Source organism: Buttiauxella sp. S19-1, from assembly GCF_022134725.1.
Lineage (GTDB): Bacteria > Pseudomonadota > Gammaproteobacteria > Enterobacterales > Enterobacteriaceae > Buttiauxella > Buttiauxella ferragutiae.
The window spans coordinates 33735-49251 of record NZ_JAHWLU010000025.1 but is presented as its reverse complement, the minus strand read 5'-3'; the positions used below and the strand labels follow the sequence as shown (position 1 = coordinate 49251).

The 15517-nt window shown below is 49.5% G+C and carries 13 protein-coding genes; 3 read left to right on the top strand and 10 right to left on the bottom strand.

Going from position 1 to position 15517, the window contains the following annotated elements; all coding sequences use genetic code 11:
- The 9 genes from MES37_RS08575 to MES37_RS08535 form a co-directional block, all read right to left on the bottom strand.
- Window positions 1-1019, bottom strand: a 1019-nt coding sequence (locus tag MES37_RS08575) for an ATP-binding cassette domain-containing protein (RefSeq protein WP_237931099.1), incomplete at its 3' end; no start/stop codon positions are given.
- A gap of 1 nt (window position 1020) precedes the next feature.
- Window positions 1021-2046 (bottom strand): microcin C ABC transporter permease, encoded by a 1026-nt coding sequence (locus tag MES37_RS08570; RefSeq protein ID WP_121815211.1) that lies wholly within the window; start codon window positions 2044-2046, stop codon window positions 1021-1023.
- Window positions 2043-3140 carry a microcin C ABC transporter permease YejB gene (locus MES37_RS08565; protein ID WP_064544956.1) on the bottom strand — a complete coding sequence of 366 codons (1098 nt, stop codon included), beginning with the start codon at window positions 3138-3140 and terminating at the stop codon, window positions 2043-2045. Before MES37_RS08565 ends, MES37_RS08570 begins: the two co-directional genes overlap by 4 nt.
- A gap of 8 nt (window positions 3141-3148) precedes the next feature.
- Window positions 3149-4957 carry an extracellular solute-binding protein gene (locus tag MES37_RS08560; RefSeq protein ID WP_121815212.1) on the bottom strand — a complete coding sequence of 603 codons (1809 nt, stop codon included), beginning with the start codon at window positions 4955-4957 and terminating at the stop codon, window positions 3149-3151.
- Between the two features lie 157 nt (window positions 4958-5114).
- The gene (locus tag MES37_RS08555) at window positions 5115-6692 is read right to left on the bottom strand and encodes a cyclic di-GMP phosphodiesterase (protein ID WP_064544960.1); all 1578 of its coding nucleotides are present in this window, start codon (window positions 6690-6692) and stop codon (window positions 5115-5117) included.
- A 242-nt stretch (window positions 6693-6934) separates the two neighbouring features.
- Window positions 6935-7501 (bottom strand): bifunctional murein DD-endopeptidase/murein LD-carboxypeptidase, encoded by a 567-nt coding sequence (gene mepS / locus MES37_RS08550; protein WP_064544962.1) that lies wholly within the window; start codon window positions 7499-7501, stop codon window positions 6935-6937.
- Window positions 7502-7922: 421 nt separating this feature from the next.
- Window positions 7923-8630 carry a phosphatase PAP2 family protein gene (locus tag MES37_RS08545; protein WP_064544964.1) on the bottom strand — a complete coding sequence of 236 codons (708 nt, stop codon included), beginning with the start codon at window positions 8628-8630 and terminating at the stop codon, window positions 7923-7925.
- 42 nt (window positions 8631-8672) lie between these two features.
- Window positions 8673-9653: a CobW family GTP-binding protein gene (locus MES37_RS08540; RefSeq protein ID WP_133521939.1), complete on the bottom strand. Its 981-nt coding sequence runs from the start codon at window positions 9651-9653 to the stop codon at window positions 8673-8675.
- A gap of 132 nt (window positions 9654-9785) precedes the next feature.
- A complete protein-coding gene (locus MES37_RS08535) occupies window positions 9786-11249 on the bottom strand; it encodes a mannitol dehydrogenase family protein (protein WP_232887294.1) in 1464 nt (487 codons plus the stop codon).
- A 208-nt stretch (window positions 11250-11457) separates the two neighbouring features.
- Here MES37_RS08535 and uxuA point away from each other — a divergent pair, with 208 nt between their 5' ends.
- Entirely contained in the window at window positions 11458-12651 is a 1194-nt protein-coding gene (uxuA, locus tag MES37_RS08530; RefSeq protein WP_064544970.1) for a mannonate dehydratase, read from the top strand.
- A gap of 113 nt (window positions 12652-12764) precedes the next feature.
- Here the strand turns inward: uxuA and yeiP are convergent, their stop codons facing one another.
- Complete coding sequence (yeiP, locus tag MES37_RS08525) at window positions 12765-13337, bottom strand: elongation factor P-like protein YeiP (RefSeq protein ID WP_064544972.1); 573 nt, start codon at window positions 13335-13337, stop codon at window positions 12765-12767.
- A gap of 166 nt (window positions 13338-13503) precedes the next feature.
- Between yeiP and MES37_RS08520 the strand changes: the two genes are divergently transcribed.
- The gene (locus MES37_RS08520) at window positions 13504-13758 is read left to right on the top strand and encodes a YkgJ family cysteine cluster protein (protein ID WP_237931088.1); all 255 of its coding nucleotides are present in this window, start codon (window positions 13504-13506) and stop codon (window positions 13756-13758) included.
- Between the two features lie 138 nt (window positions 13759-13896).
- On the top strand, window positions 13897-15504 hold the full coding sequence (locus tag MES37_RS08515; protein ID WP_237931086.1) for an ABC transporter substrate-binding protein: 1608 nt from the start codon (window positions 13897-13899) through the stop codon (window positions 15502-15504).
- Window positions 15505-15517: the final 13 nt, after the last annotated feature.

Genomic DNA, 15517 nt, shown 5'->3' with positions numbered 1-15517 from the left:
CCGCTGGAGTGAATCAGGCGCAACAGCGCAAGCCCCGTGGTGCTTTTCCCCGAACCGGATTCCCCAACCAGACCGATGCTTTCACCCGCGCGCAGCGCAAAGCTCAGATTTTTAATCCCATAGTGGTGGCCGACGGTTTTCCTGAGTAGCCCACGGCGAATCGGGAAGGCAACCTGTAAATCACGAACCGTTAATAGTGGCGTGCTGGTTTCATCGACGGGTCGCGGGTTTCCCCCTGGTTCTGCGGCTAGCAATTGTTGGGTGTAAGGATGCTGCGGTGAGGCTAACAATCTCATCGTCGAGTTTTGCTCAACACATTTTCCGTTACGCATTACGGCGACGTTATCCGCCAGCTTTTTGACGATATTCAGATTATGGGTGATGAACAGCAGTCCCATATTCAGCTCTTGCTTGAGCTCTTTCAGTAATTGCAGAATTTGAGCCTGCACCGTGACATCCAGCGCCGTTGTCGGTTCGTCGGCAATCAGCAATTCCGGGCGGGTTAACAACGCCATGGCAATCATCACGCGCTGGCGTTCTCCGCCGGAAAGCTGGTGGGGGAAATCGGATAAACGGTTTGCCGCGTTACGAATCCCTACTCTATCCAGGCAGGTCAGCATTTCCGCGCGAGCGGCTTCACGGCGCATGCCACGATGCAGCGATAACACTTCATATAGCTGCTTTTCAATATTGTGAAGTGGATTGAGCGAAACCATTGGTTCCTGAAAAATCATGGCGATTTTATTGCCACGCACACCGCGAAGTGTGCGTTCAGGTGCGTGGAGTAGCTCCTGACCCTTAAAGAAAATCTCACCCGCAGGGTAGACAACCGGAGGGGCTGGCAATAAACGCAGCACCGATAACGCGGTAACGCTTTTTCCGGAACCCGATTCCCCAACTAGCGCCAGCGTTTCACCGGCATTCACCTCAAGGGATAAATCGTCCACCACTTGCCGGACGGTATCGCCGCTACGGAAAGCGACAGACAGATGACTGATGGAAAGCAGCGGGGTTGTCATATCAGTACACCTTGCTCGGGTCGAAGGCGTCGCGCACTGCTTCACCGATAAAAATAAGGAGTGTCAGCAAGATGGCCAACGAGAGGAATGCAGTGATGCCAAGCCACGGAGCCTGAAGATTATTTTTCCCCTGCAACAACAGCTCACCGAGTGACGGTGAGCCAAGCGGTAAACCAAAGCCGAGGAAATCCAGTGAGGTGAGGGTGGTAATCGAACCGCACAGAATAAATGGCAGGAATGTCAGCGTGGCGACCATGGCGTTTGGCAACATATGGCGCGTGATTATCGACCAGTCACTCACACCCATCGCCTGAGCGGCACGAATGTAATCAAAGTTTCGGGTCCTTAAAAATTCAGCGCGCACCACGCCGACCAGACTCATCCAGCCAAACAGTACGGTAATGCCGAGTAGCCACCAGAAATTCGGCTGGATAACGCTTGAAAGCAGGATTATCAGAAATAGCGTCGGCATGCCTGACCAAACCTCGATAAACCGCTGGCCCCACAAATCCACACGCCCGCCGTAATAGCCCTGAACCGCACCGGCAAGTATCCCAATGACACTGGAAAACAGTGTCAGCATCAGCCCGAACAGGATAGAAATGCGGGTGCCGTAGAGGATCCGCGCCAGCACATCTCCGCCGTTGGCATCCGTCCCCAGCCAGTTTTGGCTACTCGGTGGTGAAGGAAAGGGGACAGAAGTGGCAAAGTTAATCGCATTGTAGCCAAAGCGGATCGGTGCCCACAGCACCCACCCTTTTTGACTCAGCTGCTGCGTAAGCCACGGATCCTGATAATCGGCAGGTGTTGCCAGAGGGCCGCCGAAATCGCTTTCGCTGTAGCTGGCGATAAACGGGAAATAAAGCCGTTCCTGATAATGCACAATCAACGGGCGATCGTTGGCTATCAGTTCGGAACCTAACGTGAGCAAAAAGAGAAACGTGAAAATCCACAGTGACCAATAGCCGCGCTTATTTTGCCGAAACCGTGCCCAGCGGGCTTGATTGACAGGACTTAAATGGCTCATCCACGGCCCTCGAAATCAATACGCGGATCAACCAGCGTGTAAGTGATATCGCTCAGAATATTGAGCAGCAAACCTATTAAGGTAAAAATGTATAAGGTGCCAAACATCACCGGGTAGTCGCGGGAAATGGTGGAGTCATAGCCCAATAAACCCAGCCCGTTTAGTGAGAACATCACTTCGATAAGCAGCGAGCCGGTAAAAAACATACTGATGAACGTGGCAGGAAAACCTGCAATCACCAGCAGCATCGCGTTGCGGAACACATGGCGGTAGAGAATTTTACTTTCATCCAACCCTTTGGCTCGTGCAGTGACCACATACTGCTTGCGAATTTCATCAAGGAACGAGTTTTTCGTCAGCATCGTCAAGGTCGCAAAGCCACCCACCACTGTTGCCAATACTGGTAATGTGATGTGCCAGAGATAATCAATGATTTTGCCATACCACGGCAGGGTATCGAAATTTGTCGATACCAGGCCACGCAGTGGGAACCAATCCAGGTAACTCCCACCAGCAAACAAAACAATCAGCAAGATAGCGAACAGGAATGCAGGGATGGCGTAACCAATAATAATTAATGTACTGCTCCAGATATCAAAACTGCTGCCGTTGCTAACGGCTTTGCGGATCCCCAGTGGGATCGACACCATGTAGATAATTAAGGTGCTCCACAAACCAATCGAGATAGAAACCGGCAAGCTTTCTTTGATCAGATGCAGAACCGAAGCGCTGCGGAACAGACTGTCGCCGAAGTCAAAACGCAGATAATCGCCGAGCATTTTGAAGTAGCGTTCATGAATCGGTTTATCGAAACCGTAGCGGTGAGTGATTTCAGCAATCACTTCCGGGTCGAGGCCACGCGCGCCACGGTACTGGCTGTCGCCAACGTTACCCACACCGACACGAGCATGACCGCTCCCCATGTTATCCGTCGTCAAACCCGGGACTCCTGCGTCGCGGCCAAATTGAATCGCTGCAATAGCCTGATCCACTGGGCCACCAGGTGCAATCTGTACGATGAAAAAATTGATGGTGATAATCGCCCACAGTGTCGGGATTATCAGCAGCAAGCGACGTAACAGATAACTTCCCATGGGTTCCCTTAACGCCGGTTTTCTGGTAATTGAGCGGCTTTATTGACGTCATACCACCAGGTGTCAAAGCCGGTTGTGTATAACGGATGGATGGCAGGTTTGGAGAGTTTTCCCCACCAGGCGAAGCGGTCTGCTGCCATGTACCACATCGGAATCATGTAATTATTCCATGTCAACACACGATCCAGTGCACGCCCCAATGGCAGCAGTTTTTGTTTGTCACCTTGATGCGCCACAATTTGAGAGACCAGTTTATCGACTACCGGGCTTTTTACTCCCGGCGCATTGTAAGAGGAGTCGATGTATTCTGAGGCCCATGAAATTTGCACATCCGCACTAGGGTAAGGCATGGCGCTGTAAACCCTCGGCATCATGTCGTAGTCACGGCTGCGCAGGCGATTGGTGAGCTGCGAGTTATCCACCTGACGCACCTCCATTGTGATCCCCAGGCGTTGTAAATTATGCTGGAACGGTAAAACCCACTGGGTGTTGCCGGTGGTGCCAATCAACAACTCGAAGCTAAACGGTTTCCCGGTTTTCATATTGATGAGCTTCTGGTCTTTGAGTTCCCACCCAGCATCTTTCAACAAGTTCAGCGCTTTGAGCAGGTTGTCACGGTCAAAGCCATCACCGCGGGATTTTGGCGGGTTGTAGATAGTGGTAAACACCTCTGGCGGTAAGTCATCTTTCATGGGGGCCAGGATCGTCAATTCATCGGCATTCGGGTAATCCCGCGCGGCATATTCTGTGTTCTGGAAATAACTATTCGCCCGATTGTAGGCCCCATAAAACAGCGCTTTATTCATCCATTCAAAATCGAACGCCAGGCCAATCGCTTCGCGGACTTTTCGGTCTTCGAAGATCGGGCGCTGGATATTAAATGCCAGCCAGCGTGTGTCCTGAGCGGCATCGTTGGGCCGCTCTTCTTTTATAATGAAATGATTCGCAAAGTTCTTTCCGGTATAGCGTGTCGCCCAATTCTTTGCGCTTGCTTCGATGTGAAAATCGTAGGCTCCGGCCTTAAAAGCTTCAAAAGCGACATTATCATCAAGGTAATAGTCGTAACGGATGGAGTCGAAATTCCAGCGGCCACGGTTTACCGGTAAATTGGCAGCCCAATAGTCTCTGACGCGGGAGTAGGTAATATATTGCCCCATGCGCCATGCCGTTATTTTATAAGGGCCACTGGCCAGCGGAGGAGCAGAAAGCGGGTCGCTGAGCTTATGATCTTTCCAGAATTTTTCAGGGAACACCGGGAGCGAGAATAGCCCCAGCATCCGTTCTTTACTGGGGTCCGCCAGCTCGATGCGCACCGTGAGTGGCGCGATGGCTTTAACTTTTGCACCCTTATAAATCAGGCGAAACTGCGGCACACCTTCAGTCATGAATTTATTGAAAGTGAAAGCGACATCGCTGGCTTTGATGGGCGTCCCATCATGAAAACGTGCGCGGGGATTAATTTCAATTTCAGCCCAGGCAAAATTGCTGGGATAGCGCGCCATTTCACCGATTAACGGGTAATAACTGCCAGGCTCATCATCTGAGGTGGTAAAAAGCGTGTCATACAAGGATTCGGTACGCACGCCAGGATTGCCGCGTAGCGCATAACGGTTGAAGTTATCAAAGGTGCCAATCGCCGACAGTGTGATGTTTCCGCCCTTTGGGGCTGCGGGGTTGACGTAATCAAACTGCGTGAAGTTAATGGCGTACTTAGGTTCACCTAACACGGCGAAGGAATAGCTTTCCTTGATGTTTTCAGCCTGGCTTGAGGTCGCAATCAGGCAAAGGCTTAGCAAAGCAAAGGCGCGGGCAAACATCTATGGGCCTATCCTTGTCAGAGCGGAGATATTACCTCATTATTTTATCCCAAAATAATATCAATTCTCAGGTAACACGCCACCGCATAATAACTTCATGATGATGAATCATAAGTTATACCCGTCAGACTTCAAGCTGCATCTGTGCTGTCCTTTCTTATGTAAGCTCTTGGTACTCTTTTTGCTGGCCTTCCCATTCCTGCAATTGCTCAAAGGTGAGAGGGCGGGAGAAGTAGTAACCCTGTAAGTAATTCACCCCCTGGTCAATCAACCATTTGGCTTGCTCACGGGTTTCAACCCCTTCGGCGACGGTGGTCATACTGAGTTTACGTGCCAGAGTAAGCACGGCGTCGAGCACCGGAGAGGTGACGGTTTCAAAGCCGATCGAGTTAACAAAGCCACGATCAATCTTGAGATAGTCCAGTTTAAAGCGTTCGAGATAGATTAGTGCGCTGTGTCCTGTTCCAAAATCATCGACAGCAATTTCATATCCCTGCTCGTGCATCCAGGTAAACAGGCAACTGGCTTCATTTTCTTTAACCATATCGCGTTCGGTGATTTCAAAAATCAACTGGAAGTGATGAGGGGGCATCGAGGCGGCAAAAGCTTGAATATCTTCTTTGAAGGTTGGCGAGTGCAAATGGCTGGGCGCGAGATTGATACCAAGTCGTGCACCGGGCGGTAAAACATGCTGGAGTTTTTTGGCATCCCGCGCGATCAGTTCAAACAAGTGGCGGGTGAGGGGAACAATCAATTGCTGGGCTTCTGCAAAGGCGATAAATGCATCTGGAGGAATGGGGCCGGCAATAGGATGGTTCCAGCGCATCAACACTTCAACCCCGGACATCTTAAGCTCTTTGGCATTCACGACGGGTTGATACACCACAGAGAATTGCCCGCGTTTAATGCCGGTCAGAATCTCTTTTCCTGAACGTAGGCGCACAGTAAGCAACCAGGCACATAACGCACTGCTCAGTATGCCGAAAACTAAACCTGTAAGAATGGATATTTGAATGTCTTCAGCAGGCCAGGTTTCACCATATAGCGCTAATTTGATGGGGTAATTCTGAAGAGTAATGATGCGTGTAGGGTGCGTTGGCAACTCTGACACATTCATTACGTTGTTGGATTGCGTGGTTAGTGCTTTATTGCCGACGATAATCGCCATCGAAACCAAATCGCTTTGACGAGTGCTGAATAATAAATAAGGCGTGAGGTCAACATTCAGAGTAGCGAAAACGCCGCGGCCAGCAATCACCGGGTTTTTAAACCATGCGGTAACTGTCGGTTTGCCGGGCATCATTGGCGTGCCGTGCAGGATATCAATATCGACGCTTTGATTAAGATCGATGTCAGGGACGATTTGGTGCATATCCATCAGCATGCTGCCCGTTGCGGAAGAGCAGTAAGCTTCACCATTTCGCACTAACACAAAGGCGCGGACGTTGGCGTTAAAGGCGGCTCGCGAGGTGAGTTCACCCGCAACTTGATGGCAATCAGAAAGCGTTAACGGCTGGATACTGCTGGTGGTGGACTGAAGTTCATTGAAAAAGCGGCTTAGATAGTCACGTATATCTTGCGTCAGCATGTCATAACTGGCTTCACGCTTACTGTGTAGCGTGAGGCTGGTTATTCCACCAATCAATAGCGCAGCAAGGATACCCGCCAAAATACTGAAGGCGGCAATTTGCCGGATAGAGGTAAAGTAGCGTGAAAATATATTCTTCGAAAACATGGATAACGGGTTCCTGCAAGCGCAAGAGACTTATGGTTTATTTGCGTTTTTTTGGACTATAACGCAAAAACTGCCATTGCGTCATAAAGTTTCTAACGGAAATTATGATCATTTTGGAATCGTTTACTGTTAGAACTTACTGAATTTCAGACAATAAAAAACGCTGCCTGGGCAGCGCTTCTTGTCTCGTCGAATTGTTTTCTTGCAAACAGCCAAGGGATTAACTGTCTGCAAGAACCGCATCAACTGCGGCTCAGTACGCGTCGGGCTTCGTTATAACGCTTCTTCCAGTACGGTTCGTCCATGCTTGAAATCGTCACACCACTGCTGGTGGAAGCATGTACAAACTGATTGTTGCCGATATAAATACCAACATGTCGACCGGTCGAACCTGCACGGAACAGAACTAAATCACCAGTACGTAATTTATTACGTGAAATCGATTTACCTGAGTCCTGTTGTTCAGAAGTTGAACGAGGCAACTCTAAACCAAATTGTTCGCGGAATGTGCGTTGTACAAATGCTGAACAATCAATACCGCTTTTATTGCTGCCGCCAAGACGATAACGAACGCCTTTCCAGCTTGCATATTGATCCATGAGACGTGTTTTCACATCTACATTACGGACCATCTCTTCGAATTCATCCTGAGAAGCTTGCAGTAAAAAACCATCTTTATTGCCGACTGCATGCGTCTCAGAATGCATATTTGCGGTGTTTGTCGAACTACATGCTGACAGCATTACTGCCACAGCAATTGCGGGAATCGCCCGCAAGATATATCTCAAAATAGGCTGAGATTTGACCATTATGTTTGTTATCCCTTGAAGTCCTTAACGATAAATATCGTTATGCAAAATGCCAACGTGACGAGACTAATTACCTGAACGCCATGAAACAATTGCTTATACGCAAAACTGTGGCATGACGCACAAATTTATTCACACTGAGAATGATTTGGCTTTAAGCACAAAACGTATCCGAGGGTACCCTATCAACACAGACGTGGCGAGTGGTTTTCACTGATTTTTTATAAGAAATTGTGATGTTAATAAACGATAAAGAATATTGCTCATTTGTTAATCATGATTGGTGTTTATATGTGCAATCACTTCATTTTTGTGGGGAAATGTAAAGGTTAAATATTAGCCTTTTTTGATGGCGAGATGAAAAATCATCAGAGTTCATTCCATTCTCTGATGATTGGGATTCATTCGTGTTTTTCAGATGTTAATTATTTGTATTGGAGCGTTCCGGTAAATAGCGATCCAACAGACTAATTAACCCGTCGCTTATTGGGGTTAATAGCACCCATGGCAAACAAACAAGCGCAATAGAGAGCGAGCCTACGAAGATATCAGTAAACCAATGTGCGCCAATCATCATGCGTGGCATCATGAAAATCAGGAAAATAATAACGGCAATACCAAACGCTTTTTTGCCGAAATAGCGCAGCATGAAGCCAGTGAAAATCAGCAACATTAACCCGTGATCGCCAGGGAAACTGTCTTTGGAAGCATCCTTCGTCGGGAAATGCAGCAATTCACTGACGCGATAAATATCGGTGAAATACAGCGAAGGGCTGACGTGAGATTCCGGAATCAAATGGCCGAGCTGATTAATAATCACTGCGCAAAATAGCATCACAATCCCCATGATGAACATGCGGCGGCGACCGGTGGCTGATTCTTTACGCCAGAAGCTGAAAAACAGTGAACCCATCGCTAATAACGAAATACCATCAAACACCCGATTATTGGTCACAGCAACAAGTAACAAAAAGGTATGGCTCTTAACCAGCGCCTGGTTAAAGAAATGGAAAATGTTTGAATCGATTACGAACCAATAGCCGTGGCCTGGGGGTAGATACCAACTAAAAAAGAGGGCTAAACCCAGCGCGTTCAGCGCCAGGATTGCCGATAATCGAAGATTTTTCATACAATATCACGAGGCATTTTAACAAAGGGCGAAAGGGTAGACTTACAAACTTAAACGTAACTTCAACAGGGAAGTTTGCAGTGCGTTCCAGTCAACTTCACCGCTATGAATTAACTCGATGCGGCTGTCCGGTGGTGCGACATTTTGCGTTTCAATATGGAAATCAAGTCCCTGGCGGTTAATGCGCACCAGACCTTCCGCAATTCGCAGCACACCTTTCACGCGGTCGACGGGGGCAAGTCTGGCCCATTCCAGAATCCCGACAGTGTCAAAAAGTGTATCGGCATCAAAAATCCAACCGCAACCAACATAACCCTGGCCACTATTAATGCTGCGTCGCCAGCGTTGATGCTCCGGCAGGCTTAACGCGGCAAGCCCCTTTGATGCGGCGTGGCTGTGGCTGTGTTCAGGGCTGGAAGGAAGCTCGCGGAGATTTATACGTGGTCTATCGAGAAGACGGATGTCGATGTTGCCGTTACTCGCTGCAATAATTTCACGCCCCGCAGCTTCGCGCTGTTGCCATTCGGCCAATGCATTGCGGCTTTCATCGCAGGCCCGGTCTTCTTTATTGGCAATAATAATATCGGCGGCAGCCAGTTGATCGCGGAAGTTATCATTATTAATTGCGCGTTCATCAAGCAATTGGCGAGGATCCAGCAAGCAGAGCGTGGCGTTGAGCTCTATCCACGGTTGGTAAACTTCAGCGGTCAGCATATCAAGGATTTGTTTGGGATGCCCGAGGCCGGTTGGTTCAATCAGCAAACGGTCGGGTTTACCCTGGCGTAGCAACGTGTTCAGGCCAACTTGCATTGGCAAACCATTCACGCAACACATACAACCGCCGGGGATTTCTTTCAACAATGCGCCACTGTCAGCTAACAATGCACCATCGATGCCGACTTCGCCAAATTCGTTCACCAGCACAGCCCATTTTTCATGCTCAGGTTTATTGGCCAGCAAATGCAGAATGGTGGTGGTTTTACCGCTACCGAGAAAGCCGGTAATAAGGTTGGTTTTAGTCACAGGTGCTCCGGACAGGTTTAGTAAACCTTACGTGATTGAATGATCACAATCCTGAACAATATTGATGAAAAAAGGAAGACTGAACGCGCCTCGCTTCCTTGTTCAGCGCGTTTAAGGGCATAGATCGTTAAATTAATCGACCAGTTTTGCGACTGCTTCGCGCGCGCCGAGGTTGCATAATTCGCTCCACGCAATTTGGATACGGGCAACAAATTGTTCATCAACAGGCAGGTCGCTACCAAAGATTTCATGCAGGTTGAGCAGGGCGAGTACCCGTTCTTCAGTAGTGCTGCTTTCAACCAGCATTTTTATTTTTCCGGCCAGCGGATCACGAATATCAATCTCATTGCCAGCGTCATCAGTGCCGCTGACATAACGCATCCAGCCTGCAATGCCCAGTGCAAGACAAGGCCATTCATCACCTTGCTGGAGATGCCAGCGCACACTTTCCAGCATACGTTGCGGCAGTTTCTGGCTACCGTCCATCGCGATTTGCCACGTGCGATGTTTCAGCGCCGGGTTTTCGAAACGGTCGAGTAACTTATGTGCATACTGCTGCAAATCGACACCAGTCACGCGCAGTGTCGGCGCTTGTTCCTGCATCATTAAGCGATGCGCAGCCAGGCGGAAATTGTTATCAGCCATACAATCATTGACGTGCTGATAGCCCGCCAGATAGCCGAGATACGCGAGGAAAGAGTGGCTGCCGTTAAGCATGCGCAGCTTCATTTGTTCCCATGGCATCACGTCGTCGACCATCTCAACACCCACTTCTTCCCATGCCGGGCGGCCAGCGACAAAGTTATCTTCAATCACCCACTGGATAAACGGTTCGCCTGAAATCGCACACGGATCTTCTACGCCTAAGGCATCGGTGATTTCTTGCAGTGATTCCGGCGTTGCCGCAGGGACAATTCTGTCGACCATGGTGCTTGGGAAGGTCACGTGCTCACGGATCCAGTCGGCTAACTCCTGGCTGCGCGTTTCTGCCATGCCAATCACCGCGTTGCGAACGACATGGCCGTTGTCGGGAATGTTGTCGCAGGAAAGTACGGTAAAGGGACACAACCCGCGCTCGCGACGGCGATTAAGTGCTTCCACCAGAATGCCTGGTGCAGAATGGGGCTCGGCAGGATTTTGCAAATCGTGAATAATTCGTTCGTTACTATTGTCGAGTTTTCCGGTCGCCGGGTCGATGCAATAACCCTTTTCAGTCACAGTCAGGGAAACAATCGCCACCTGCGGTTCGCAGAACTTCTCAATGATTGCATCAAGGCCATCAAGTTTTGCGTTCAGGCACTCATTCACCGCACCAATAATAATTGCCTGGTTACCGTCACGGCCTTTTTCCAGCACGGTATATAAATGATCCTGGGCCCGCAGCGCGCTCATCAGTTTGTCGCCACTGAACAAGCTAATTTCACAAATGCCCCAATCGCCCGCCAATTTATTGAGTACCCGATCGGTTAACAGCGCCTGATGTGCACGATGAAATGCGCCAAAACCAAAATGGACGATGCGGGTTTTTAACGCTTTGCGATCATAGCGTGGCTGCTGAACGCTGGCGGGGAGCGTGACCGAAGCAATTGTATTCATAATTGTAAATCCTGATTAACGAATTAGTAACATTGCGCAGTCTAAAGTTATATGACAACAAATTAAATTGGTGTGCTGGCTTTATCCCTTTAATGTGAGCTGGATCAACCAATATCACCGCAAAAATTGACCGAAAAGAAGAATCCGGTATGGTAGTAGTCAATACAGCATTTATAATTGGTATGACAACTTAACTGAGGAACTGTCGATGGAACAAACATGGCGTTGGTATGGCCCAAAAGACCCGGTATCTCTGGATGATGTGCGTCAAGCGGGCGCGACCGGTGTCGTTACTGCTCTGCATCACATCCCAAATGGCGAAGTGTGGCCGGTTGCTGACATTAAAGAGCGTCAAGCCGTGTTGGCAGCGAAAGGGCTGACCTGGTCTGTAGTAGAAAGTATCCCGGTGCACGAAGAAATTAAAACTCACTCCGGTGACTACGATAAGCATATCGCAAACTACCAACAAAGCATTCGTAACCTGGCAGAATGTGGCATCGACACCGTGTGCTACAACTTCATGCCAATTCTGGACTGGACGCGCACCGACCTGGAATATGAATTGCCAGATGGCTCAAAAGCCCTGCGTTTTGACCAGATTGCCTTTGCGGCATTTGAGCTGCACATCCTGAAGCGCAAAGGCGCTGAAGCGGATTACAGCGAAGAAGAGCAGCGTCAGGCGCTGGACTACTTCAACAATATGTCTGATGCCGAAAAAGAAAAACTGACCCGCAATATCATTGCCGGTTTACCCGGTGCGGAAGAGGGTTACACCCTGGACCAATTCCGTGCGCGTCTGGCGGAATATGACGGCATCAGCAAAGATCAATTACGCGAAAACATGGCGTACTTCCTGCGTGCGATTGTTGCCGTAGCAGAAGAAGTTGGCGTGCGTCTGGCAGTTCACCCGGACGATCCACCGCGTCCAATTCTCGGCCTGCCGCGTATCGTTTCTACCATTGAAGATATGCAGTGGCTGAAAGAAACCGTCAACAGCATTTATAACGGCTTCACCATGTGTACCGGTTCTTATGGCGTTCGCGCTGATAACGACCTGGTGCGGATGATTGAAACCTTCGGCGATCGCATTCACTTCACCCATCTGCGCGCAACTTGCCGCGAAGATAACCCGAAAACCTTCCATGAAGGCGCGCACCTGCAAGGTGATGTGAACATGGTTGCGGTGGTGAAAGCGATTCTGACTGAAGAACAGCGTCGTAAAAATGCCGGTGATGTGCGTCCGATCCCAATGCGTCCGGATCACGGCCACCAGATGCTTGACGACCTGCACAAGAAAACCAACCCTGGTTATTCAGCAATTGGCCGCCTGAAAGGTCTGGCTGAAGTACGCGGTGTGGAACTGGCTCTGAAACAGACCCTGTTCCCGGACTTGCTGAAGTAAGCTAAAAATTCCCTGATTGTCTCCTTCTCCTTCAGGGGGAAGGTCGGGATGAGGGGGTTTTACAGACATAAAAAAACGCGCCAATTGGCGCGTTTTTGCATTCTAAACAGCAATTAATCTGCACGACCCATAGAACGCTTTTCAGCGATATGGATGCGGATCTTTTCACCGGTCACCATATATTCTGGAACCTGAATCACCAGGCCAGTCGACATCGTTGCGGGCTTGGTACGGGAGCTTGCTGACGCGCCTTTGATGCCTGGTGCGGTTTCAACAATTTCCAGATCCACAGTCTGTGGCAGTTCAAGTGCCAGCAGTTGGCCATCCCAGGTCAGAACCTGCATGTCTGGCATGCCGCCTTCTGGAATGAACTGCAACTCGTCTTCAATCTGATCTTTAGAGAAGATATACGGGGTGTAATCTTCTTTATCCATGAACACGTATTCGTTGCCATCGATGTAAGAGAAATCAACGTAACGGCGGGTCAGGGTAATGGTGTCGACGATATCGTCACCTTTAAAGCGCTCTTCAACTTTCTGGCCAGTACGGACATCAGAAAAACGCATTTTATAGAGGGTTGCAGCGCCACGTGCGCTCGGTGCCTGAATATCAATATCTTTAACAATCAGCAGTTTGCCGTTGTAATTCAGTACCATACCTTTTTTGACTTCGTTAGCTCTTGCCATCGATGTTTCCTGTAAAAAATTGAGAGTCGAAAATATTGCGACAAATTACTCGCGGGGCGAGTTTCAGGCAAGCGGATTCACTGCTGAAAGCCGATAAATGCACATAGTAAAGCCACGTGACTACTGCTACAGTCCAGATCCTTGTCAGCCCACCGGAGCATTGCAGATGGACTGTCGTCCCGATTGCGGCGCATGTTGTACCGCGCCTTCCGTATCAAGCCCAATCCCTGGCATGCCGCATGGCAAGCCGGCCAATACATCCTGCATTCAACTTGGCGCTGACATGCGTTGTAAAATTTTTCTTTCGCCGCTCAGGCCGAAGGTCTGCGCCAGTCTGCAAGCCACGCGTGAAATGTGTGGCACCACGCGCCTGCAAGCCATGGATTATCTGATATATCTCGAAGCGGCGACGGCCCCTTAACGGCCCATAACCTGGCCGTTTATTCTACCATAACCAGAATAGGGTCAAATATTTAACATGTTGATCATGATATAAATTCCTTGCCTTTGCCTGTCTGAATCTATCAGCAGGAATCAATCATTGGGAAAAGGAAATACCATGAGTAAAAATCTACTGTTATGGCTGGTCAGCCTGATGGCAGTGCTGCCTCTGCAGGCCGCTGAAATCCGACCAGGAACCGTGCTCTCCCCCCAGCAAATTTTCCGCTATAACAATCACAGCGATCCGAACAGCATTGATCCGCAAAAAGTGGAGGAAAATACTGCCGCGCAGGTGGCACTGGATCTTTTCGAAGGGCTGATATGGCTGGATGGCGAAGGGAATCCCCAACCCGCGCAGGCACAGAGTTGGCAAAAAAGTGACGATGGAAAAACTTACATTTTCAGCTTACGCCCCGGGCTAACGTGGTCAGACGGATCGGCGCTGACGGCGCAAGATTTTGTCACCGGCTGGCAGCGGGCAGTTGACCCGGCGATTGCCAGCCCCTTTGCTGACTATTTAGCCGCGGCACACGTTGTTAATGCCCAACAGATTGTCAGCGGAAAACTCGCTCCTCAGGAACTGGGTATCCGTGCTGTGGACCAACATACGCTGGAGATCAAGCTCGACCAGGCTACGCCATGGTTTATTTCCATGCTGGCATGGCCCACGACATTCCCGGTACCGCACCGCCAGGTGGCGCAGTATGGTGACCGTTGGACGCGGCCAGAGAATATTGTGACCAACGGGGCGTTCGTGTTGGAGCGCTGGATAGTGAATGAGAAAATTATCGCGAAACGTAATCCACATTACTGGAATAATCAGAAAACAGTGCTGGAGCAGGTTGAGTATCTGGTCATCGACAATGCTGTTTCAGGTTATAACCGCTACCGGGCTGGGGATGTTGATTTAACCTGGGTTCCCGCCCAGCAAATCTCTGCGATTCAACGACAAACGCCACAAGAGTTACTGACTCTTCCACGCCTGAATACCGAGTTTTACACCTTCAATACCATGAAAGCACCGTTTAACGATGTGCGAGTCCGCCGTGCGTTATACCTGACAGCAGACCGGGAGCTGATTGCTGAAAAAGTGCTAGGTCTGCGCGTGCCTGCTACAACTTTGACGCCTGCTCAGGTCGCGGATTTCATGCCTCCTGAATTACCCGATCTGTCGCAACCCATGCGAACGCGTATCGCCGAGGCACAAGCGTTGTTAAAGGAGGCTGGATATGATGCAGAGCATCCACTGTCGTTTGAGATTTTTTACAACAAATACGATCTGCATGAAAAAACGGCGATAGCGTTGGCCTCAATTTGGCAGAAAAATCTACGAGCTAACGTCACTCTGCGTAACATGGAGTGGAAAACCTATCTCGATTCCCGGCGGAGCGGGGATTTTATGTTATCGCGTCAGTCCTGGGATGCTACTTATAACGAACCTTCTACCTTTTTGAATACGCTACTGGCAAACAACCCTGAAAATGTCGGGCACTGGCAGGATGCTCAGTATAATCAACTGATTACGCAGGCTGCCAGCAGCACTGATGCCAAAAAACGCAACGAGTTGTACGCCGAAGCCGAACGCAGAATCAATCAACAAGCTCCGCTTATCCCGCTGTATTATCAGCCAATGATCAAAGTGCTAAAGCCTTATGTCGGCGGTTTCCCACTGCATAACCCGCAGGATTACGTCTATAGCAAGGAGCTGTATATCAAGCAGCACTAAATAAGCGACCAGG

Bases quoted from the DNA above. Each gene is read 5' to 3' on its own strand.
- MES37_RS08570 (WP_121815211.1), bottom strand. From the start codon at position 2,046: ATGAGCCATTTAAGTCCTGTCAATCAAGCCCGCTGGGCACGGTTTCGG.
- MES37_RS08565 (WP_064544956.1), bottom strand. From the start codon at position 3,140: ATGGGAAGTTATCTGTTACGTCGCTTGCTGCTGATAATCCCGACACTG.
- MES37_RS08560 (WP_121815212.1), bottom strand. From the start codon at position 4,957: ATGTTTGCCCGCGCCTTTGCTTTGCTAAGCCTTTGCCTGATTGCGACC.
- MES37_RS08555 (WP_064544960.1), bottom strand. From the start codon at position 6,692: ATGTTTTCGAAGAATATATTTTCACGCTACTTTACCTCTATCCGGCAA.
- mepS (WP_064544962.1), bottom strand. From the start codon at position 7,501: ATGGTCAAATCTCAGCCTATTTTGAGATATATCTTGCGGGCGATTCCC.
- MES37_RS08545 (WP_064544964.1), bottom strand. From the start codon at position 8,630: ATGAAAAATCTTCGATTATCGGCAATCCTGGCGCTGAACGCGCTGGGT.
- MES37_RS08535 (WP_232887294.1), bottom strand. From the start codon at position 11,249: ATGAATACAATTGCTTCGGTCACGCTCCCCGCCAGCGTTCAGCAGCCA.
- uxuA (WP_064544970.1), top strand. From the start codon at position 11,458: ATGGAACAAACATGGCGTTGGTATGGCCCAAAAGACCCGGTATCTCTG.
- yeiP (WP_064544972.1), bottom strand. From the start codon at position 13,337: ATGGCAAGAGCTAACGAAGTCAAAAAAGGTATGGTACTGAATTACAAC.
- MES37_RS08520 (WP_237931088.1), top strand. From the start codon at position 13,504: ATGGACTGTCGTCCCGATTGCGGCGCATGTTGTACCGCGCCTTCCGTA.
- MES37_RS08515 (WP_237931086.1), top strand. From the start codon at position 13,897: ATGAGTAAAAATCTACTGTTATGGCTGGTCAGCCTGATGGCAGTGCTG.